Raw genomic sequence first — 20452 nt, 5'->3', positions numbered from 1 at the left:
ACTAAAGTATATATACACATCGGAATAAACTGTGTAAAATAACTTGGAATTAAAAGTTATTTTTATTTATTGTCTGAATGGGAGGACTATTCATGCTGTATTGGAAAAAAGTATTGGCGAGCTTGACGGTATTGACCATGCTTATGACCCTGATTACGGGGGCGGCTTTTGCAGAGGGAACAAAAGGCTTCTCTGATCTGTCATCTGTGCCGTGGGCGCAGAAGGATATCGACAAGATGAATCTGCTGGAGGTTGTAGCGGGAGATGCCTCCGGCGCTTATAACCCGAATAATCCAGTTAGCCATCAAGAGGCAGTGTCGATGACGGTGCGTTTGCTTGGACTTGAGCAGGAAGAGGACGCTGCAGAGTCCATATTGCCGCTCGATGTAGATGCCTGGGCTCAAGCAAGCGTGCAGCTTGCCCTGGAGCACAAACTTCTGGTTGCTGCGGAAGAGATAGGCTCGCAGTGGGGCAAGACAGGTGCGACGAGAGAATGGACGGCAAAACTAATCGTTCATGCGCTGGAATGGAAATCCGATAAGACGTTATCATCCGTACAAAAAACAACGTTTTCGGATGCGAAGAATATTTCGGCATGGGCGGTCAAGCCGGTACATGCTGCCGTGAATGCCGGACTAATGAGCGGCTTCCCGGATGGTTCTTTCAAGCCGGGCACAACATTGACGAGAGCGCAGATGGCTGTATTGCTGAGCAATATGCTGCCGCAATTAATCGTTGGAGACGAAAGCGTAGGCGCGGGGTGGAATCTTGGCTCTGGAACGATCGTTACAATTGAAGGTCAAAAGCTGAGCTTGAAAAACCGCGAGGGCAAGCTGGAAAGCTATACGCTGGACAAAGCGGCGACAGTCTACAACTATGCGAATAAACAGGTGGCAATTTCCAGCTTGCAAGCTGGCGATCAAATCAGCCTGGTCCATAAGAAAGGCGCAGCTGCGTTCGTTGAGATCAAGAGTGGTACGCCGGGTACTGTAGGGGAGCAGGGGCCGCAAGGTCCGCAAGGTCCAGAGGGCCCTTCAGGCTCGTCAGGCTCGAAAGGTCCTAAAGGCGACACAGGAGCAACAGGTCCGGCAGGAGCGCAAGGACCGAAAGGCGATCCAGGAGCAACAGGTCCGGCAGGAGCGCAAGGACCGAAAGGCGACACGGGAGCAGCGGGTCCGGCAGGTACGCAAGGTCCGAAGGGTGACACAGGAGCAGCGGGCCCGGCAGGAGCGCAAGGTCCGAAGGGCGACACAGGAGCAGCGGGCCCGGCAGGAGCGCAAGGTCCGAAAGGCGATAAAGGCGCAGCGGGCCCGACAGGAGCGCAAGGTCCCAAGGGTGATAAAGGCGCAGCGGGCCCAGCAGGAGCGCAAGGGCCGAAGGGTGATCCAGGAGCAGCGGGTCCGGCAGGAGCAAAAGGTCCGAAGGGCGATCCAGGAGCAGCGGGTCCAGCAGGAGCGCAAGGACCGAAGGGCGATCCAGGAGCAGCGGGTCCAGCAGGAGCGCAAGGACCGAAGGGCGATCCAGGAGCGACAGGCTCGGCGGGAGTGCAAGGTCCGAAGGGTGATCCAGGAGCAGCGGGTCCAGCAGGAGCGCAAGGACCGAAGGGTGATCCAGGAGCAACAGGGCCTGCTGGCCAGCAAGGTCCGAAGGGTGACACAGGAGAGCAAGGTCCTACCGGTCCGATAGGTCCGGCAGGTCCACAAGGTGTACAGGGGGACCCAGGTCAGGACGGGGCAGGAATTACCTCGTATGCGTATGCTGATGCTTCATCAACAATCATTGCTGTTATACTAGGCGGGACTTCCGTTCCATTCCCGAATAACCAAGTCCTGAATGGTGTGACGATAAGCGGCGACAACACCAGATTTACAGTTGGAGAGACAGGCACTTATTTTATATCTTACAATGTAGAACTAACAGCTTCCTTATTGGTGAGCACTGGCATATACGTGAATGGTACTGCTATTCCAGGAAGCAGAATTGAACCTTCGACGAGTAAAAGCTCATTTTCAAAAACAATGATTGTTCCGCTTTCTGCAGGCAGTATTGTTGACTTGAAGCTTTACGGACTGCTCGGTGCGGCTGTACTGAATGGTAACGGCGGAGCCAGCATGACGATTATGAAAATAGCATAATAGCGAATCGAATTGAGCTGATCCATAGTAGCTGCTGTTGCTATGGATCAGCTCATTTTAGTTTTTTCCTTCGAGCGATACTCAAGATAGAGCCAAAATGATAGAATTTAGGATATACAGAACAGCTTGGCTTACGACAGGGGGGAACGGCGATTAAGGTTCAAATCGACATCAAGGATCAATATGATGAGACGATTGTAACGATACAAGCAAAAGATTGGACGGAAGAAATTGCGGAGCTGGTAAAGCGGATCAAGAGTCCGATGACCAAGAGGCTGGTCGGCGTACAGGATGAGCGTTCGGTTCTGCTGGAGCCAAGCGAGATTGACTATGTATATGCCGAGAACAGGAAGGTATTCGCCTCGATGAGCAGGCAGAGCATCGAGCTGAAGATGAAGCTCTATGAGATTGAGGAGTTGCTGATTCCTCATCAATTCTTGCGTTTCTCCAAATCGGTTATCGGCAATGTGGATCAGATCGCCAGATTCGAATTATCCTTCAACGGCAACCTATGCGTGCACTTCAAGACGGGCAGCAAAGAGTATGTGTCGCGTGCTTACGTGGCACAGCTTAAGCAGAAGCTCATATGGGGGGATAGCAAAGATGGCGAGTGAAATCTTCAAACGGATTATGCTGGGATTCGGTTGCTCGGCTATTATCATGTTGGCCATACTGACAGGCCTGATGATGAAGGATGCGGTCGTTCCTGCCAAGATTATATGGGAGAATCTGCTCGCAAGCATGGGTGTAGGAGCCTACTTCGGGGTTGCCTCCTTTATATTTCAATATGATCGCTGGAGCCCGCTCAAGCAGTTGGTCATTCACTTTCTATTGTCAGTTGCTTTGTACTTCCCCATATCGATTGGAGTGGGCTGGATTCCGTTGAAACCTCTGGCTATCGTGCTTGGACTGATCATGTTTATCGTGACATACTCCATCTTTTGGTTAGGCTTCCGCTACTACTTCAAGAAGCAGGCTGAAGCGCTCAATGCTTCAGTGCGAAAGGAGAGGTGAACGTCAAGCTCCATTGACGCTTACCTTATCCCCAACGCACCAAGTTGCTTCTCTCCATTCAATCCACCGTATCTTCATTATCCAGCAGGCGCCCATCATCATGCCATTGACCGTATATTTTGTTTTCCCGAGTGTTGGCAATTAACTTGTCTAACCTGCTTTCAAATAACGCCGGATCGTGCCTGACGCTTTGTATGGTGTCGATCCGGATTCTTTGGTACAGAGTCGGGAATGCCAAAAAGTTCTCGTACACTTGCAGCTCTTCTTTCAACCTTTCCTCAATAGCCCTATCTATTTGAAAAGAGTCCGGGCTCATATCAGGAAGCACCCTTCTTCCTTCATCCCTCATAAGTCCAAGCCGCTCCAGTCGTCGGACACGTTCCTTATTCAGCTCCGTCCATGAGCTTCTTTTGCTTCGGGGAGACAGCCTCTGCGCCAGCCCCATCTCTGCTATTTTCTTCTTGACTCCATCGATCCATCCGAAACACAAAGCTTCTTCGACGGCGTCCAAATAGAGCAATGTATCCTCGTTTGGCGTCATACTGACGATGACCCAACAACATGCTTCGGTCCGGGCATGTTCCTCCAACCAGGTTCTGAGCTCTGCTCTCGAAGCTACTGTAATGAGATTCTCCATTTCCATAATTGAACATATGACTCCCTTCCGGGTATGTGGGGGTACATTATTCCTCTCCAAACCTTTGGGTTTAAGGTTGTAATAGGGAACTCCATCATATCAAAGACGGCTGATCTTTTGTACCGATATAGCGGCTTGGCCGCCCCGCTAACATAAACATGCAAAAGCCGGCTTTTCTGCATTCAGAAAGACCGGCTTTTCTGCAAATAACGATGAATAACTTACGCTTGCCCTTGTCCTTGATACCAGTAGAGCGCATAGTCGGTCATGACGGATGGATGGCCGAGCTGGCGCAGCATGGACGAGACATTGCCCCTGTGATAAGTGGCGTGATTGACCACTTGCAGCACAATTTCCGATAAACGGGTGTTTCGCGTGCCGGCATACGGATTTTCGAGCAAAATGGTACGCTCCAGGTTGTCCTGCTCTTGGAGACGTGTTTTGAATTGTTCCGCTAGCTCGGTGAATAGTACCGTAAATTCATCTACAGAGCTGCGAAGAAGCTCTTGTTGTAGCGGAAGGCATGCTTCGAGAGCCTTGGACATACTGTCACCGTTCAGTACATGCAGCCAGCTTTTTTCAACGGTGTACATGTGGGAGAACACTTCTCCAATCGTAGGAAAGGCGCTGTTCACTTCCTCGCTCAGCACGGTGGAGGGTAGCTCCTTCATTCTTCCCAGGATCGTTCCGGTGGCCCATGCGTGATAGGTATACATTTCTAATGGATGATTTGTCATTCGTGTCTCTCCTTTTAACTCGTGATGGATTGGTTGGTGAATCTGTTCCCATTATAAAAAAAGTAGTATGACAACAGGGTGTCATACTACTTCATAAAGTTTTAAAGTATTTTTCAGCTGTTCTTTTAAGATGTCTCGCAGTGCCGGAGGTTCGAAAACCTCGGCGCCGCTGCCGAAGCTCAGCAGAATGGACCAGAGCCAGCGCGCTTCAAGCGGCCTCACCACAGGAATACGCATCGTCATGCTTCCGTCGGCATGAAACTCCTTATCGACCTGATGGAATTGATCCATCGCCTCTGCCAATGCCGTTGGACCCACCCGGATAACAACCTCCTCAATTCCATCCTTCGATGCTCCGTCCGTCGAGCCTTCGTCTTGCGGAACCTCGTGATGGGGCGGAAAGGAATCCTCTGTCCGAAGCAAATTCATCATGCGGGATAGCCGAAACTCGCGATAGTCCTGCCGTGTCCGGCAATACCCATAGATGTACCAGTTGCTATATTTGAAATGAAGCCTGATCGGTTCCATATCACGAGTGGTGCGTTCATTGTTGACATTGATGTAATCAAAACGGATGACATGGCACTCCGCAATGGCTGTGCGCAGATGAGGAAGCGCGTCGGGATCTGTCCGGCGGGTTTCAAAGTCCACGGCTAGACTTGGAGTTTGATGCTCCGTCCCAATTGTTTGCAGTCGTTCAATCGTGCCTCGCACGCGCTCGTCTTCGAATACGGAGGAGAGGCTGCTAAGCACGGTGATCAGGGAAGCGACATCATAAGCACCAAGCAAGCTTTTATCCATTTTGAAGCCTTCCATGATGCCGAATCCGCCTTTATTGCCCAGATAAGATATAACCGGAAAGCCGGCGGCGCAGATGACGTCGATATCTCGATAGATGGTTCTTGAAGAAACCTGAAACTCCTCAGCCAGCAAGGAGGCGGATAAAACTTCATGGTTCAACAGCTTATAGATGATGGAGATCAATCGTTCCAATTTCACATGTATCCCCGCCTGTCATTCCATTTTGTGTGAGTTGCCCCAATTATATCACTTAGCGGCTCTGTTCTTTGGGTTCAAACAAGTTCGGGTTTATTGGCTTGACGATACTTAAGCGGCGACAGGCCGGTAATATCTTTGAAGATGCGCCCGAAATGTGTCATGCTCTCAAATCCGACCTTCTCCGAGATATCAGCTACCTTCAGCGTGCTTCCCGTTAATAGCTGGCGCGCTTCCTTGATCCGCACATTGTTGAGATACTCTGTGAACGTAAAGCCAGTGTTCTCCCGAAACATTTTGCAGAAGTAAGAGGAGCTGATATAGAACTGGTTGGAGATGCTCTGGATCGTGTGAGTTTCATGATAATGCTGATTCAAGTAGTCGACGATTTCAAAGATTTTGCGATTCATAGGGTGGCTTCCGTTATGCTCGGCTGCGGGGAGTGTGGAAGTCTTGCGGTGAATAAAAATAAGCAGCTCGAACAGCAGTGTCTTCAAATAATAGTCATAGCCAAGAGGCTGCTTGGTAAATTCGGCAATCATCTTGTCGAAGAGTTTTTCGATCATGCTCTGTTCTTGACCGTTAAGGGGCATGAAGTTTTTGCCGCTCGAAAAGCTGGACAGCACATGAAAACTGTCATTGTAAGGAAACATATCCTCTAGAAATTCCTCTTGAAACAGGAGCGTAATGCGCTCGAATGATTCCTTGCTTGAATTGACGAGCTTATGAATCTCGTTCATGTTGATGATCAGCAAGGCGCCTCCGACCACCTGATAGCTTTTATCTTCGATGAAATAGCTGATATCGCCGGACACCAGATAAAAAATTTCATAACCGTTGTGATAATGGCGGGACGGCATGCTCGTATTTTCTTTTCGCTCGCGGCTAATATCGAATTGGGAAGCAGCATAGAAGTTTGTCTCAGACATGGCATTACCACCTTCATGCATAATAGCCAAACATTAATTTAAGAGAAGATATGTTGAAAAATAACGAAGTAGATAAGATGTGTGCAGATAATTCATACTATCACATGCTATATTGTTAGACAATAAGCCATAACAACAGCGGGTGATGCTAGCGGAGAGAGGTTCATGGATTGGATGGTTGAAAACTCAAGTTCGTTTGTTTGACATTTTGTGAAAAATGGGTTCAAAAAAACAAATCGGAGGGTGTCATGAAAAATCCAATAAAAAAACGCATGTTTCTGATGAGTGTACTTCTTTTGTTTGCCGTGTCCGCGGTATTGTCCGCTTGCGGCGATGCGGCCGGCTCGAACAAGGGCGGCAACAGCGGGGAGAAGAATAAGGACGGGGAGAAGGTCGAGATCGTATGGGTCATGGCTGCGGACCCGGATAAAAAGGATTGGCAGGACGCGGTTATTGCCAGCTTCGAGGAAAGCCATCCGAACGTGAAAGTACGGCTTGAGAACATTCCGTACGATCAATTCGATCAGAAGCTGACCACCTTGATCTCCAGCGGCAAAGCGCCGGATGTGTGGAATCCGAATCAGGCGGACAGCGGATTTGCGACATACATGAAGATGGGCGCACTGAAGGATTTGACGCCATATATCGAGAATGGCGCTCCAGAGCTGAAGACGATGGACCCGAATTTGCTCAATATCTACAAAATCGATGGCAAAAACTACGGCATTCCGCTCGTAAGCAATGCCACCTATCTCTACTATAACAAGGACTTATTCGATGCAGCTGGCCTTCCTTACCCGACTACGGACTGGGATGATCAATCCTGGAATTTCGATGCTATGCTGGAGACAGCCCAGAAGCTGTCCCATGACGTAGGCGACGCGCGCAAGCAAGTATTTGGCTTCTCCAGTGCGCTGAGCGCGAATGCCATGACATGGATGTTCGGTGGAGACTTGTTCAAACCGGAAGCGTATACAACCGGTGTGATGGGCGAGCCGGACTTGATGAAGCCGATTAATATCGAGGCTTTGCAGTTCAACGTGGATTTGATTAACAAATACAAGGTGGCTCCGGACGCAGAGACGGTAGCGGCATCCTCGCAGCTGGGCGACCCGTTCCTGACGGGCAAAGTCGGGATGTACATTACCGGCGGCTGGGGACTGGGCTCCTACAAGCAAGCGGAATTCAATTGGGGCGTTGCGGCGGTTCCTTATCATGAGGGACGCAAGGTCACGCTGTATGTCGACCCATGGAGCATCTCGGCAACGAGCAAGCATCCTGACGAGGCTTGGGAATTTGTCCGTCACCTGGCAGATCCTGCCGAGGGCGGTGGCGCCTACCGTTATATGAACGATGTGGGCAGAACGCCGGCAGACTCCAGTCTGTTCAGACTGTGGTATGACAAGATGGGTGCAGAGATCGGCATGGATTCAGAGGCGTTCAAGCAAGTTCACGAAGGCTCGATCAAGTACGGACGCGAGGCGGAAAACCATCTGATCGTCCAATTCAATACGATTCTCGAGACGATGAATCAGTCGCTCTATCAGGTATGGGGCGGCAAGAGAAGCGTGACCGACGGCTTGAATGTTTTGAATGATAACCTCCTGTCGTTGAAATTGGACCACTAGCAGCCAGAGCTTTAATTACATTACTGCCGGACGGGCGCCATGCTTGAAGCGGTGCCTGTCCGGACCATCGGAGGTATCCCATGAGAAAGCTTTCGCTGGCCATGAAGCGCGAGGAGAGATCGTTCTGGTTCTTTATAGCCCCTTGGTTTATCGGGTTTATATGCTTCACCGGGGGACCGATTCTCGCCTCGCTGCTGCTCAGCTTCACCGAATATAATGTCATTTCATCCCCGAAGTTTACGGGGACAAGCAACTACAGCCTTCTGTTCAGTGACCGGCTGTTTTACAAATCACTGTCCGTAACGCTGTATTATAGCGTGATGGCCGTGCCCTTTACGGTGATCACTTCCTTGATTATCGCAACACTGCTGAACAATAAAATCAAAGGGCAGTCGCTGCTCCGCACCCTGTATTATGCGCCAAGCATCATATCCGGGGTAGCTGTATCCTTCCTGTGGTCATGGCTGCTTAATCCGCAGTTCGGCGTGGTCAATTCTGTCCTGTATGATTGGTTCGGCATTCAGGGACCGGGTTGGTTCACGAGCCCGGATACGGTTGTGCCTTCGATGGTGCTGATGCAACTGACGGCATCGGGCAGCACGATGGTTATCTTTCTTGCTGCATTGCAGTCGCTGCCGAAGGATCTGTACGAGGCGGCATCCTTGGAGGGAGCAAGCCCTTTTGCGAAGTTCCGCAAAATTACGGTTCCGCTTATTTCGCCCGTTATCTTGTTCAATACCATTATCAGCATGATCGGTTCACTGCAGATCTTTACGGAAGCCTACGTGATTACTAAGGGAGGTCCGGACTGGAACTCCTATTTCTACGTGTATTATTTGTTCGACACAGCGTTCAAGCAATTCCGGATGGGTTATGCCTCCGCTCAGGCTTGGATTCTGTTCCTGCTCATATTCGCGCTCACGCTCGTATCGCTGTGGGGCTCCAAAAAATTTGTTCATTATGAATACGACTCAAAGTAAAGGAGGCGCCTCTATTGATGAAGTCTTCAAAATCACTCCGTCACGGCGACCTGCGTCCATTGGAGAAAGTCATCCTCTATGTCCTTCTTTACGGCGGCGTGCTATTGTTCGCTTTTCCGCTCTTCTGGATGCTGTCCACGTCCCTTAAGACGATTGGAGAGATCCACCGTGTGCCGATGACATGGATACCGGCCGTTCTACAGTGGAGCAACTACAAGCAAATTTTCATCGATGCGCCGCTAGCCCGCTTTCTCTGGAACTCCGTATGGTATTCGGCTGTCACGGTAGGTGCGGTGGTCTTCTCCTCCTCCATGGCGGCATTCGCGTTCGCGCGCTTGCGGGCGAGGGGCAGCTTGATCTTGTTCGGGCTGGTGCTAAGCACGATGATGATCCCGTCCCAGGTGACCTTGATTCCGCAATATTTGCTGTTCACCAAGATAGGCTGGACGGGTACGTATTTGCCGCTCGTCATTCCGGCCTTTACCGCCAGCTCCTTTACGATCTTCCTGATGCGCCAATTCTATCTCGGTATTACCAAAGAGCTGGATGAGGCGGTCAAAATCGACGGGGGAAGTCATTTCACTATGTATTTCCGCATAATCATTCCGCTGTCTATGCCGGCTTTTGCAACTGCGGCTATTCTGGAGCTCATATCCAGATGGAATGACCTGTTCGGGCCGCTGATTTATTTGAACGATATGACCAAATATCCGATTTCACTCGGTCTGGCCAACTTTACGGCCGCATATGGAGCTACGCCATGGCATCTATTGATGGCAGCTTCGCTGGTAGCCATATTACCGTTATTGCTGTTGTTCTTTTTTGCCCAAAAGTATTTCATACAAGGTATTGTCATATCCGGCTCCAAAGGCTAACTTGATTGGATTCATCTTTTAACTTTTATCACGTATTTATCGGAGGTAACCCATGAAGTTTGATTTTCATACCCATCACGATCGCTGCGGACACGCAGTAGGTTCGGTTAGAGACTATATTGAAGCGGCAATCGGACAAGGACTGGACATAATCGGTATTTCGGACCATACGCCATTCTTTGCATCCACGGAGGATCGTCCTTCCTTAACCGGAAGCATGGCGAAAAGCCAGTTTCCCGGTTATATCAAAGAAGTGCTGGAGCTAAAGGAAGAATACGAGGGGAAAATCGAGGTGCTGCTTGGTATAGAAGCAGATTTCCTGCCGCAGCATCTGGACTTATATCGTTCCGTTATGGCAACGTATCCATTTGATTATGTCATTGGTTCCGTTCATGAGTTTGCCGGAATCGGCATCTATGATTCAGAGTTTTGGGAAGGCTTGACCGCAGCACGCAAGCTGGAAGTGAAAAATTTATTCTATGACTATATCGCTCAGTCTGCGAAATGCGGGTTATACGATATTTTGGGTCATGTCGATTCATTGAACCGTTACTTCTACGGTTATCCGGAGCTGCGCACGGAGGCTGCCGACATCACGCTGAAGGCTATCGCTGATAGCGATGTCGTCATTGAAATCAATTCCTCAGACGATAATTGGGTGCCGGATGGATACTTCCTGGAACGGGCTTTTCATTATGGGGTCAAGGTGACATTCGGTTCCGATGCGCATGAGCCTGAGCGCGTAGGCGAGCATTTTGCCGCCATTGGCCAGCACTTGTACGATATCGGCTACCGGGAATGGGCTACATTCCGCAAGCGCGAGCGATTCATGGTTCCCATCGTTCGATGAGCGTGACGGGTAACCCTTGGGCCATCGATTATGTTGTGATTCTGATGCGGCTGTCGCTGGCTGTATTGCTCGGCGGTCTTATTGGCTTCGAGCGGGAGCAGCATAACCACGCGGCCGGACTTCGTACGCATATTCTGGTGTGCCTTGGTTCTGCCATGGTCATGCTGCTATCCATCTACGGCTTTGCCGAATTTGTCGGAGAGCCTAACGTGCGGATTGATCCCGCCCGGCTGGCGACAGCCGTCATTACCGGCGTCGGTTTCCTCGGTGCAGGCACCATCCTGTTCACGGGCAAGGCGATTACAGGACTGACGACGGCAGCTTCCTTATGGGTAGTAGCAGCGATCGGCCTGCAGATCGGCGCGGGGTTCTATGTCGGGGCGGTAGCTGGAACGGTGCTCGTGTTCATTACGTTATGGGTGTTCAACAAGATGGAGCATCGGTTTCTGAAAAGCAAGAAGGTTAGGAAGCTGACGATCCAGGCGGAAGCGGAGGAGCAACTGCTGGACATCGTCTCGGAAAAGCTGGCCAGCCGGTCGATTGTGACACAGAAGCTGACCATCAGGCGGATACAGCCGTCGCTGGATGCGCCGCAATGTCTGGAAGTGCAGCTTGATCTTGTGGTACCGCGATCGATAGAGCCGAAGGAAATGGTGGACGTGATAAAGGGGATTGGCGGCATCGTCGCCGTCAGCGTCGAATAGGACAAGATAGAGATATTAGGCAGGAGAATTATATAGGGCTGTCCCGATCGTCATTCCAGTTGACGAGGGGACAGCTTTTTTTGCGTGTTGCAGTCAGCTACATGCTCTTTTGGCAAATGACAGTCATTGATTTATGCATTTGATACACGGTTAGCTGCAGGTCATCCCGATTCCGTAGCGGGAAGGGGCAGAAGCTTGCATAATACAGCTATGACAACGGCGATTACGGAAAGGGAGAATATAGATGACGGATGTATTGAATGTCAGACAAGTGACGAAGAGATATGGAGGCAATCAAGCGCTTAAGGGAGTCGATCTGAGCGTCAAGGCAGGCAGCTGCTTCGGGTTGCTTGGGCCTAATGGAGCCGGCAAGTCTACGATGATGAAGCTGCTGACCGGTATCATCGGCGCCGATCAAGGAGTGATCGAGTTGTTCGGGCTGGATATCCGTAAGGATATGCCTTCTATCCATCGCTTGATCGGTTATGTGCCGCAGGATATTACCCTCTATGAGAAGCTTAGCGGAAAGCAGAATTTGACCTTTTTCGGGCAGATGCACGGCATAAGGGGCTCAGAGCTGAAGAAGCGAATTGCGCATGTGCTGGAAGCAGTCGGTCTGACGGACCGTGCGGGCGATGAAGTGTCCTCCTATTCGGGCGGCATGAAACGGCGCATTAATATTGCAGCCGCGCTGCTGCATGAGCCTAAGCTGGTTATTATGGATGAGCCGACAGTCGGCATCGATCCCCAGTCGCGGAATCATATCTTCGAGATGATCAGAAAGCTGCAAAGAGTAGGCGTAACCGTCTTATACTCCACGCACTACATGGAAGAAGTCGAAGCCTTATGCGATGAAGTCGCGATTATTGATCATGGCCGGATCGTATCCCAGGGCGGATTAAGGGAGCTGTTGGAGCTTCATGCGGTAAAGGCTGTGTATGCGGAAGCGGCAGGCGTCTCTGATCCGCCAGCTCTGAAGGGTGTAAGCAAGGCGACGCCTGAGGGCAATGGATGGGTACTGGAATGCGACAACCCGCTTGCGGTATTGTCCGCGCTGTCTGCCAAGTGGGCAGGCGAAGGAGTAGCGGTGAAGGCGCTGGAGCTGATGCAGCCTACGCTGGACAGCGTATTCCTGAAGCTGACGGGAACGACGCTTCGAGACTAGCCTGCTGATCAGCAAGCTGAACCCTATGGATAACGATATGGAAGGATGAAACGATATGATTAGAACGATTATACGCAAGGAAATTTTACTGACGCTTAAGGATAAAGGAGCTTTCTTCTGGCTGTTCGCGCTCCCGATTTTGTTTATTGTCATTTTCTCCTCGATCTTCGGAAGCGCGGGAAGCACGACATACAAGATTCCGTATTATGACGCGGACGGTTCGGCGGCATCTGGACAGTTTCTGGACAGACTGGGTGAGATCAAAGGTTTTGCGCTGGAAGCCTATGAAGGAGACTCGCTGGATGAGGGGATCAAAGAAATCAGAGACGGCTCCCGCAGCTATCTGCTTATTGTCCCTGAGGGCTATGGGCAGATGGTCGATGCCGGACAGCCTGCTGAGATCGAGCTGTACCGGGATGCGTTGGCTGATGAAGCGGTCGCGCCAGTCTTGGCGCTGCTGGATAGCGTATCTGCAAGCTACCATGACTACAAGCTGCGCAGCATACTTGCAGGCATGGGACAGAATGAGGAAGCGATCGATGCGATGATGCTGCCTGCCATCTCGATCAAAGAGGTGAAGGAGAACGCAACGAAAACGAATGCCGTGACGCAGATCGTTCCGGGCTATACCGTCATGTTCGTATTCTTCATTATGATTAATATGATTCAAAACCTGCTGAAGGATCGCCGTTCGGGTATGCTCTCCCGGCTGCAGGGCACGCCGATGAAGCCTATCCACTATCTCATCGGCATGTGGGTGCCGAACGTCCTTGTCGTATTGATTCAGTCGACGGTGCTTCTCACCTTTGGACGGCTTGTTTATGGCTTGCAGCTTGGCAATCCGCTGGCTATCGCCTTGATTGTGCTGGGCCTCGCTGTATGCGCTACTGGAATCGGCCTCATGCTGGCTCTGCTTGTCAGCAATGAGAATATGGGGATTGCGATGGTTCAAGTTATCGCCATGGGCGGCGCCATTGTAGGCGGCCTGTGGTTCCCGTACGAGTTTCTCCCGAAGGTCGTTCAGACGATCGGTCTGTTCACACCGCAATATTGGGCGCAGAAGGGCATGCAGGACGTCATGATCCGCGGCATGGATATTGGCGGTATCGGACTGACGCTGCTCATCCTGTTCGCCTTCGGACTTGCGGGGCTTGGCGTGGCGCTGCTCCGATTCAAGAAGTTTGCGCTTAAAACAACGTAGTTTATAGAGATGGATAATCTTTCAGCAAGAGCTGCCACGGCAGATCGGAAACGATCCTAGTGGCAGCTTTTTTATGGTGCATGGTTACCATTATTTCCATCTGCTATCCACTATCGAACCTTTTCCCGGCTATCGGGCTAATACAGAGAAAGGATGGATGGAGGGGGAAAGTCTATGAGGAACAAATGGTGGGTGATTGTACTGGTTTTCACCCTTCTGCTTGGGGCATGCAGCGGCGGAGGAGAAACTTTCGAACTGGCCGAAGTTTATGCGAATGCAGAAAGCACCGATCTCAGTGCTGAGGATGGCGGATTATCGGGATGGGATGTGACGCAGGCAGAGTTGCGGGAGCAGCGGGGGGAGCCAGTCTTTGAAGGGACGACTAGCAAAGGCGGGGATTTGCTGGAATATGAGGGGTATGAGTACTTTTTTTATAAGGGCAAGCTCCAGGGTTATTCGATCAAGCAAGGCGGCAAGACAGCTGAAGGAATTGGCATTGGCGACGGCCGTGACCGTATTGAGCCGCAATATGGCTCGCACTTTGCAGAGCGGACGCAGGATGGGCTGAACTTGTTAGGTTATTACGATAAGGAGAATGGCATCGTACTGGAATTTGTGCTCAAAGACGAGAAGGTGGAAACTGCGCTTGTGATGAGAGCAGGAGGGCAATGAATGAAGCAGAATTACGAGGAGTCGCACGAGCGTGCCGTCATACGAGCAGAGGCAACGCTTGGACAGCATTATATGACGATCCTTCTTGGGACATGGCTGCTGCTCGGTATCTTTGTGGATGGTTATGCTCATCGTCATGATGTGTTGGAGACTTTCTTCACGCCGTGGCATGCCATCCTGTATTCCGGATTTATCGCTTCCGCGTGCTGGATGTCCGGTATCGTATACCGCATTCGGGTACGGAACGGCGGCTCGTGGATGAGCTGTATTCCGAGAGGGTATGGAGCCGGGTTATGCGGAGTAGCGATTTTTCTATGCGGAGGGTTGATCGACATGGTATGGCACTCGATCTTCGGCATTGAGAAGGATACGGCGGCGTTGCTCAGCCCTTCACATCTGCTGCTGCTGGTCGGATCGCTTCTGTTGCTGTCCGCCCCGTATCAGGCAGCCGCGAGCGAGCAAGGCGAGCGTAATATCGGGTGGCGGTTGTTCTTTCCCTCGTTTCTGTCTATTACGCTGGCTGCGGCAGCAGCGGGGTTTTTCCTGATGTATACATGGATGTTTCATTATAATCTGCCCTCTGCCAAAAGTATCGAATGGTTACAGAGAGAATATGGGCTTTGGCTGATTACCATCAATAATGAACATCGAGGATTAAGCTATATCCTGATTAACACGCTGTTGTTCATGATTCCGTTGTTCCTGCTCATGAAGCGGTGGATCATGCCAATGGGAACGATGACCATGTTCCTTGTCACCATCAACGCGTTGAACAGCTCGCTGGACGGCTTCCGGCATTATCCCGTTATTCTGATTGCAGGGGCTGCAGGTATGGCGGGCGATTTGCTTTACCGCTGGCTTCGTCCTTATGAGCGTGCATGGGGTTACCGTGTGGTGGCGGGCGCTGTTCCTTTGATGCTTTGGAGTCTCTATTTTCTCTGGATGCATATGACGGCAGGCATCGGCTGGGAGGTCGAGCTGTGGACAGGAGCTATTGTGCAAGCGGTGTTGGCTGCCATTGCGGTAAGCCTGCTGGCCATATCGCCTTCGCCGAGGAATAGCAGATATGCATAAGAGGGCAAGCGGTATGATGATTTATTTCTTGTGCGCCATCATTCTGCTCATGGGCTGTTCCGTGCCTCCTATGTACAACAAGGATTATGAGCCTCCGTCGAAGGGGCTGCTGCCTTATCTTCAGAAAGGGTCCATGGCCAATTTTTCGAACCAAGGTTATTCCGTCCTGTTATATGATGCTGAAGAGAAAGGAACGGGAGAGCAAGTGAAGCTGCTGCAGGTGCTGAATTCGAATGGGGAGCGTGTGAGGGGCTTTTCAGAGGATATGACGAAGCTTATGCATCTCATCGTGGTAAGCAGGGATCTTCAGTTCTTCTCACATGTTCATCCCGATTACGAAGGGGAAGGCATCTTTCGTACAGAGCTTGATCTTCCTTATGGAGGAGATTTCCTGTTTGTAACCGAATTTATTCCAGATCAGAAAGGAATTACAGTTCATAAGCAATGGGTCAGAGGGGAAGGAGCGCCTCCCTCTATAATGGACTTGGCTGTGAGCGAGAGTTACCTGGAGACTGTGGGGCAAGTGGAGTTTCAGTTGTCTGTACATCCCAGCTTTAAGGAACTGCGAAGCGGAGAAATGGCGATGCTCGTGTTCTCTTATCGCGATGCGGATACAGGCGAGCCGATTGAACTGGAGCCGTATTTGGGAACAGGAGGACATTGCGTCATATTGGATGAGACGGCGAAGCAATATGTTCATGTACACGCGGTGGAAGGGATGAGCAGTTCTGGCAGCGTGATGTTTCATGCTGAATTTCCTGCTGCTGGCATCTATAAGCTATGGGGACAATTTCAACTAAAGGGTGAAGTGCTCGTTGTCCCTTTTGTGATTCAGGTCCGATAGAAACCGATTTAAAGATAGAAAAGACACATAGATAGGGGGTGGGCCTATGGAAGAACGACTTCTTCGGGCGTGGTTGGTTCGTATGTGCGAGGGGGACGAAGCAGCGTTCCAATCACTCTTCGAATCAACGCGCGCGCATACTTATAGTATGATCTATTACTTGGTTGGGAGTGAGAAGGAAGCGGAAGACGTCATGAGCGAGGTGTATATCGCTTTATTTCGATCTTTACCGCAGTACGATATCAGTAGGCCATTCCTTCCTTGGTTTAACGGGCTCATTATTCGTCAGGTCAGGAGTCAAAAGAGGAAGACATGGCGCAGCTTCAGGTTATTGGAGAAAGCGAAGACAGCCGGGCACGGGGGAGAGGGAGCCGTCGATCCTGAGCTGGAGGCCATTGATCATAAGGATGAAATCCTGCCGTATGTGAAGGGGCTTTCTCATAAGCTGCAGGAGGTTATTGTCCTTAGATATTATCAGGACTATTCGCTGGAGACGATTGCGGAGGTGCTGGATCTGCCGCTTGGAACAGTGAAGTCCAGGCATCATGCGGCATTGAAAAAACTGCGTTTGCGCATGGGAGAGCTGACGGATGAGAGGGGAGTGTCGATGTATGTCCATTGAAGAAAAGCTGCGCATGGAATATAAGCGGAAGTCGCGTGCCTTATCTGTGCCGAAGGAGCCTGCGGCCGAAGTCATGGCGGCATTCAGAGAAGTGTCGCAAGACAGCAAGAACGGGCGGCATCATAGCGGCAGTGAGAAATCTGCCCATCGACGCACCGCGTTTTGGCTGACCGCCATTCTATTGCTGTCCGGCTTTGCCTATGGCGGCGGTAAGCTGTTGTTCCAGAATCAGCTCGGACTGTGGAGCCTTCAATTGTTCTCGGGCGGGGAAGATATGCTGCTGGATGAGGCAGTATCCGAAGAAATATGGTCGTCGCTCCAGAACGTGAAGAGGCAGCTGCAGCCAGGCGAGGCGGCGATGGTTTATTTTGCAGCATTGGCTGAATCAGTCCATCCTCTATACCGCAATTACCCGCTCTTCGGCATTAAAGAGCCACTCTGGCTTCATGAGAGCCATGCGCAGGTCGTGAGCCGGATGCGCAAGGATGGTCTTCGAGTATCCGTGCCGCAGACGCTTCCGGAACAGTATGTTTTTGACGATGCGTTTCGGGGTGAGCCGTTAAGCGCCAATGCCGGACTGGAAGGCCAACCAATCATAAAGCAGCTGAAGGATGAGACTGACGCAAGCGGCAAGCGGGTAGCCTGGATGCGCATGAAAGAGAAAGAGCCGGCTTCGAGTCTGTATACGTTGACTTATGTCAACGAACAGGGGGATACGCTGCTGGTCACGGTCGAGGCGCTGGAGGAGCAGAGGGTGGATCAGAAATGGGTAGTGCCGAACTCCACGCAAGTGGAGGAACTGAATATGGGAGGGAATAAAGCATCCTATACGAGCGGGGAAGACGTTCCGTTCTCCGCCAGTCGATATTATCAAGAGTTAAACTGGTCGACCATCGATCCATCACATGCGAACAGGCAATATATTTACCGAGTAGGGTCAGAGTCGAAGGGGATCGGGAAAGCTGAGCTGCTTCGCTTGGCGGAGAGCTTCATGAATCAACACGCCGAGCTGCGCCAGGCAGCCTGACGAGCGAGAGCTGCGTTCGCCTGACCGCGCTTATCATGCTATGATGAAGCTTAATCCTATTGTGATGAAGGGCGGATAGAGGAATGACGAACATACAACTGGGCTCGCTTGTGCTCAATACGGAGCTGCTCGTCTATTTGGCTGCCGGAATCATAAGCGTATTCGCGCTTCGGATCGGAAGCAAAGGCTTAGATAAGGCTGAATTGGAGAAGGATATTTCGGTTGCGTGGAGCGCCGTTCTCATATGGATTGCCGTTTGGAAAGGAAGCCTGCTGCTAGTCGATCCTATGAGTGTAGTCAACCATCCGATGTCACTGCTGTTCTTCAGCGGCGGACGAATCGGTTTTTGGCTGGCATCGGCTGCTGCACTCGTATGGTGCGGCTACAAATACAAAAGGCATGGCATAGGTGGAGCCGCGGCAAGAATAGCGCTGCTCGCATCAGGATGGGTGAGCGGCTATGCGCTGGCCTTATTGTTTTTTGATCGGACCGCTTTCCATTATGGACATAGTATTAGTCTGCTGCTCGCCATATTCGTAGGGGTGCTGCTTCGCCGAATGGACCGTCTGGATCAATATCGGCAGAGCTGGACGGAGGATAGAGGTTCTGCCAAACGAATGTTGACGCAGGGAGTTGTAGCTCTTGGCATAATCGGTTTGCTGGGCTTCACGCTGCAGGGTCAAGTTCAGTCGGGCGTTATTGCCAAGCTGCTGGACGGCAGCGGAGAGGATGCTGCTGTCGGCGCACGAGAAGGGCAGATTGCGCCTCCATTCGAGCTTGCGAATCTGGAGGATGAAGCATTGTCCCTCGCTCAGAATAGAGGGAGCATTGTCATCGTCAACTTCTGGACGACTTGGTGCAAGGTCTGCAAGACGGAGATGCCGCATGTGCAGAAGCTGTATGAGCATTATGCCGCGCAAGGGGAGTCGGTGCAGCTGTTGTCGGTGAACGTGACGAGCCAGGAGGCGAGCGTCTCAGGCGTGGAGCGATATATGAAGGATTACGGCTACAGCTTCCCGTTAGCGCTAGATATGCAGGGTGAGGCGGCTGATCAGTACCGGGTGAAAGCTTTTCCGGCGACGTTCATTATTGATTCGGAAGGAGTCATACAGGAGAGGATGCTGGGGGCGATTAGCTTCTCCGATATGAAGAAGCGCGTTGAACGGGTGGAGGCGTCGCAGTAAGTCTTGTATTCGCCCTGTATTTTTGGGACAATAGGAGGATGCTGCGGGTCCGCTCTACAGGCTGGACCGGCGTGGAATATAGAGGTTTTGGAAAGAGGAACGATCATGATTACAACATCCATCTATGGATTAACTTTAGATCAATTGACCGCTTGGCTGGAAGAGAGGGGCCACCGCAAATTCCGGGCGCAGCAAGTATGGGACTGGCTGTACCGGAAGCGGGTTGTCTCCTTCGATGAGATGACGGATGTCCATGCCGACTGCATCGCGCTGCTGAAGCAGCAATTTGCCATGAGCACGATGACCGAGCATGTGAAGCAGGAGTCCAAGGACGGCACAATCAAGTTTTTGTTCAAGCTGTATGACGGCAACCTGATCGAGACGGTGCTCATGCGGCATAAGTTCGGTCTGTCCGTATGCGTCACGACGCAAGTCGGCTGCAATATCGGGTGCAGCTTCTGTGCAAGCGGACTCATCGCGAAGAGCCGTGACCTGTCAAGCGGCGAGATTGTGGAACAGCTGATGCGGGTGCAGCTTCATCTGGATGAGGCAGGCCTCGGCGAGAGAGTCAGTCATATTGTCGTCATGGGTATCGGTGAGCCGTTCGATAACTTCCAGCACATGGGCGACTTCATCCGTGTCGTGAAGGATCATAAGGGACTGGCGATCGGTGCGCGCCACATTACGGTGTCGACAAGCGGCCTCGCCGGCAAGATCAGGGAGTTCGCTGACAGCGATCTCAATGTCAATCTGGCGGTATCCCTGCATGCGCCGAACAATGAGCTTCGTACGCGCATTATGAAGATTAACAAAGCCATTCCGATCGAGAAGCTGATGGACGCCATCGATTATTATCTGGAGACGACCAATCGCCGGATGACCATTGAGTATATTCTACTGAAGGATGTCAATGATGGCGTAGAGCAAGCGTTGGAGTTGGCGGAGCTGATGCGTGAGCGGAGCAAGCTGGTGAACGTCAATCTGATTCCCTACAATCCCGTTGATGAGCACAGCCAATACCAGCGCAGCGAACAGGAATCCATCCGGTCGTTCTATGATGTGCTGAAGAAGCAAGGCATTAGCGTAAGCGTCAGGCTGGAGCATGGCACGGACATCGATGCGGCATGCGGACAGCTCCGAAGCAAGCAAATGCGTGCGGCGAACGAATAACGGAGTGA

Annotated in this window: 21 protein-coding genes; 17 read left to right on the top strand and 4 right to left on the bottom strand. The window is 51.4% G+C overall.

Features of this window, described 5'->3' with window-relative positions:
• Positions 1-92 precede the first annotated feature (92 nt).
• The 3 genes from AC0YNW_RS23930 (at position 93) to AC0YNW_RS23920 (ending at position 3149) form a co-directional block, all read left to right on the top strand.
• Entirely contained in the window at positions 93-2135 is a 2043-nt protein-coding gene (locus tag AC0YNW_RS23930) for a BclA C-terminal domain-containing protein (protein ID WP_475834068.1), read from the top strand.
• A gap of 263 nt (positions 2136-2398) precedes the next feature.
• Positions 2399-2749 carry a LytTR family DNA-binding domain-containing protein gene (locus AC0YNW_RS23925; RefSeq protein WP_475834067.1) on the top strand — a complete coding sequence of 117 codons (351 nt, stop codon included), beginning with the start codon at positions 2399-2401 and terminating at the stop codon, positions 2747-2749.
• Positions 2739-3149 carry a DUF3021 domain-containing protein gene (locus AC0YNW_RS23920; RefSeq protein WP_475834066.1) on the top strand — a complete coding sequence of 137 codons (411 nt, stop codon included), beginning with the start codon at positions 2739-2741 and terminating at the stop codon, positions 3147-3149. The genes AC0YNW_RS23925 and AC0YNW_RS23920 overlap by 11 nt, the downstream gene beginning before the upstream one ends.
• A 58-nt stretch (positions 3150-3207) precedes the next feature.
• On the opposite strand, the gene AC0YNW_RS23915 is transcribed toward AC0YNW_RS23920, so the two are convergent.
• The 4 genes from AC0YNW_RS23915 to AC0YNW_RS23900 form a co-directional block, all read right to left on the bottom strand.
• A complete protein-coding gene (locus AC0YNW_RS23915; protein WP_475834065.1) occupies positions 3208-3792 on the bottom strand; it encodes a YdeI/OmpD-associated family protein in 585 nt (194 codons plus the stop codon).
• A 215-nt stretch (positions 3793-4007) separates the two neighbouring features.
• Positions 4008-4523, bottom strand: coding sequence for a DinB family protein (locus AC0YNW_RS23910; RefSeq protein ID WP_475834064.1), 516 nt, complete (start codon positions 4521-4523; stop codon positions 4008-4010).
• 81 nt (positions 4524-4604) lie between these two features.
• A complete protein-coding gene (locus AC0YNW_RS23905; protein WP_475834063.1) occupies positions 4605-5522 on the bottom strand; it encodes a helix-turn-helix transcriptional regulator in 918 nt (305 codons plus the stop codon).
• Between the two features lie 74 nt (positions 5523-5596).
• Positions 5597-6448 (bottom strand): helix-turn-helix domain-containing protein, encoded by an 852-nt coding sequence (locus tag AC0YNW_RS23900; protein WP_387479711.1) that lies wholly within the window; start codon positions 6446-6448, stop codon positions 5597-5599.
• Between the two features lie 248 nt (positions 6449-6696).
• Here AC0YNW_RS23900 and AC0YNW_RS23895 point away from each other — a divergent pair, with 248 nt between their 5' ends.
• The 14 genes from AC0YNW_RS23895 to rlmN all read left to right on the top strand — a co-directional run bounded on the left by AC0YNW_RS23895 (position 6697) and on the right by rlmN (position 20444).
• Positions 6697-8076: an ABC transporter substrate-binding protein gene (locus tag AC0YNW_RS23895; RefSeq protein ID WP_475834062.1), complete on the top strand. Its 1380-nt coding sequence runs from the start codon at positions 6697-6699 to the stop codon at positions 8074-8076.
• An 80-nt stretch (positions 8077-8156) separates the two neighbouring features.
• Complete coding sequence (locus AC0YNW_RS23890; RefSeq protein ID WP_387479709.1) at positions 8157-9056, top strand: carbohydrate ABC transporter permease; 900 nt, start codon at positions 8157-8159, stop codon at positions 9054-9056.
• Positions 9057-9073: 17 nt separating this feature from the next.
• Positions 9074-9931, top strand: a complete 858-nt coding sequence (locus AC0YNW_RS23885; RefSeq protein WP_475834061.1) for a carbohydrate ABC transporter permease — start codon at positions 9074-9076, stop codon at positions 9929-9931.
• A 52-nt stretch (positions 9932-9983) separates the two neighbouring features.
• On the top strand, positions 9984-10781 hold the full coding sequence (locus AC0YNW_RS23880; RefSeq protein ID WP_475834060.1) for a histidinol-phosphatase: 798 nt from the start codon (positions 9984-9986) through the stop codon (positions 10779-10781).
• Positions 10778-11485, top strand: a complete 708-nt coding sequence (locus tag AC0YNW_RS23875) for an MgtC/SapB family protein (protein ID WP_387479725.1) — start codon at positions 10778-10780, stop codon at positions 11483-11485. The genes AC0YNW_RS23880 and AC0YNW_RS23875 overlap by 4 nt, the downstream gene beginning before the upstream one ends.
• Before the next feature lie 244 nt (positions 11486-11729).
• Positions 11730-12650 carry an ABC transporter ATP-binding protein gene (locus AC0YNW_RS23870; protein ID WP_475834059.1) on the top strand — a complete coding sequence of 307 codons (921 nt, stop codon included), beginning with the start codon at positions 11730-11732 and terminating at the stop codon, positions 12648-12650.
• Between the two features lie 55 nt (positions 12651-12705).
• Positions 12706-13851: an ABC transporter permease gene (locus AC0YNW_RS23865; RefSeq protein ID WP_475834058.1), complete on the top strand. Its 1146-nt coding sequence runs from the start codon at positions 12706-12708 to the stop codon at positions 13849-13851.
• A 174-nt stretch (positions 13852-14025) separates the two neighbouring features.
• Positions 14026-14523 (top strand): hypothetical protein, encoded by a 498-nt coding sequence (locus tag AC0YNW_RS23860; RefSeq protein WP_475834057.1) that lies wholly within the window; start codon positions 14026-14028, stop codon positions 14521-14523.
• Positions 14524-15597: a hypothetical protein gene (locus AC0YNW_RS23855; protein WP_475834056.1), complete on the top strand. Its 1074-nt coding sequence runs from the start codon at positions 14524-14526 to the stop codon at positions 15595-15597.
• A 13-nt stretch (positions 15598-15610) separates the two neighbouring features.
• Complete coding sequence (locus AC0YNW_RS23850) at positions 15611-16441, top strand: hypothetical protein (protein ID WP_475834055.1); 831 nt, start codon at positions 15611-15613, stop codon at positions 16439-16441.
• A 46-nt stretch (positions 16442-16487) separates the two neighbouring features.
• On the top strand, positions 16488-17063 hold the full coding sequence (locus AC0YNW_RS23845; RefSeq protein WP_475834054.1) for a sigma-70 family RNA polymerase sigma factor: 576 nt from the start codon (positions 16488-16490) through the stop codon (positions 17061-17063).
• Positions 17053-18090, top strand: coding sequence for a hypothetical protein (locus AC0YNW_RS23840; RefSeq protein WP_475834053.1), 1038 nt, complete (start codon positions 17053-17055; stop codon positions 18088-18090). Before AC0YNW_RS23845 ends, AC0YNW_RS23840 begins: the two co-directional genes overlap by 11 nt.
• An 83-nt stretch (positions 18091-18173) precedes the next feature.
• On the top strand, positions 18174-19274 hold the full coding sequence (locus AC0YNW_RS23835; protein ID WP_475834052.1) for a TlpA family protein disulfide reductase: 1101 nt from the start codon (positions 18174-18176) through the stop codon (positions 19272-19274).
• A gap of 105 nt (positions 19275-19379) precedes the next feature.
• Positions 19380-20444, top strand: coding sequence for a dual-specificity RNA methyltransferase RlmN (gene rlmN / locus AC0YNW_RS23830; RefSeq protein ID WP_475834051.1), 1065 nt, complete (start codon positions 19380-19382; stop codon positions 20442-20444).
• Positions 20445-20452: the final 8 nt, after the last annotated feature.

It is taken from the genome of Paenibacillus sp. J31R120 (genome assembly GCF_056269225.1).
The sequence above is the reverse complement of the archived record's forward strand: the minus strand, read 5'-3'. Positions and strand labels throughout refer to the sequence as shown.

Excerpts from the sequence above, each read along its gene's own strand:
- AC0YNW_RS23930 (WP_475834068.1), top strand. The coding sequence starts at position 93 with ATGCTGTATTGGAAAAAAGTATTGGCGAGCTTGACGGTATTGACCATG.
- AC0YNW_RS23925 (WP_475834067.1), top strand. The coding sequence starts at position 2,399 with ATGACCAAGAGGCTGGTCGGCGTACAGGATGAGCGTTCGGTTCTGCTG.
- AC0YNW_RS23920 (WP_475834066.1), top strand. The coding sequence starts at position 2,739 with ATGGCGAGTGAAATCTTCAAACGGATTATGCTGGGATTCGGTTGCTCG.
- AC0YNW_RS23915 (WP_475834065.1), bottom strand. The coding sequence starts at position 3,792 with ATGGAAATGGAGAATCTCATTACAGTAGCTTCGAGAGCAGAGCTCAGA.
- AC0YNW_RS23910 (WP_475834064.1), bottom strand. The coding sequence starts at position 4,523 with ATGACAAATCATCCATTAGAAATGTATACCTATCACGCATGGGCCACC.
- AC0YNW_RS23900 (WP_387479711.1), bottom strand. The coding sequence starts at position 6,448 with ATGTCTGAGACAAACTTCTATGCTGCTTCCCAATTCGATATTAGCCGC.
- AC0YNW_RS23895 (WP_475834062.1), top strand. The coding sequence starts at position 6,697 with ATGAAAAATCCAATAAAAAAACGCATGTTTCTGATGAGTGTACTTCTT.
- AC0YNW_RS23890 (WP_387479709.1), top strand. The coding sequence starts at position 8,157 with ATGAGAAAGCTTTCGCTGGCCATGAAGCGCGAGGAGAGATCGTTCTGG.
- AC0YNW_RS23885 (WP_475834061.1), top strand. The coding sequence starts at position 9,074 with ATGAAGTCTTCAAAATCACTCCGTCACGGCGACCTGCGTCCATTGGAG.
- AC0YNW_RS23880 (WP_475834060.1), top strand. The coding sequence starts at position 9,984 with ATGAAGTTTGATTTTCATACCCATCACGATCGCTGCGGACACGCAGTA.
- AC0YNW_RS23875 (WP_387479725.1), top strand. The coding sequence starts at position 10,778 with ATGAGCGTGACGGGTAACCCTTGGGCCATCGATTATGTTGTGATTCTG.
- AC0YNW_RS23870 (WP_475834059.1), top strand. The coding sequence starts at position 11,730 with ATGACGGATGTATTGAATGTCAGACAAGTGACGAAGAGATATGGAGGC.
- AC0YNW_RS23865 (WP_475834058.1), top strand. The coding sequence starts at position 12,706 with ATGATTAGAACGATTATACGCAAGGAAATTTTACTGACGCTTAAGGAT.
- AC0YNW_RS23860 (WP_475834057.1), top strand. The coding sequence starts at position 14,026 with ATGAGGAACAAATGGTGGGTGATTGTACTGGTTTTCACCCTTCTGCTT.
- AC0YNW_RS23855 (WP_475834056.1), top strand. The coding sequence starts at position 14,524 with ATGAAGCAGAATTACGAGGAGTCGCACGAGCGTGCCGTCATACGAGCA.
- AC0YNW_RS23850 (WP_475834055.1), top strand. The coding sequence starts at position 15,611 with ATGATGATTTATTTCTTGTGCGCCATCATTCTGCTCATGGGCTGTTCC.
- AC0YNW_RS23845 (WP_475834054.1), top strand. The coding sequence starts at position 16,488 with ATGGAAGAACGACTTCTTCGGGCGTGGTTGGTTCGTATGTGCGAGGGG.
- AC0YNW_RS23840 (WP_475834053.1), top strand. The coding sequence starts at position 17,053 with ATGTCCATTGAAGAAAAGCTGCGCATGGAATATAAGCGGAAGTCGCGT.
- AC0YNW_RS23835 (WP_475834052.1), top strand. The coding sequence starts at position 18,174 with ATGACGAACATACAACTGGGCTCGCTTGTGCTCAATACGGAGCTGCTC.
- rlmN (WP_475834051.1), top strand. The coding sequence starts at position 19,380 with ATGATTACAACATCCATCTATGGATTAACTTTAGATCAATTGACCGCT.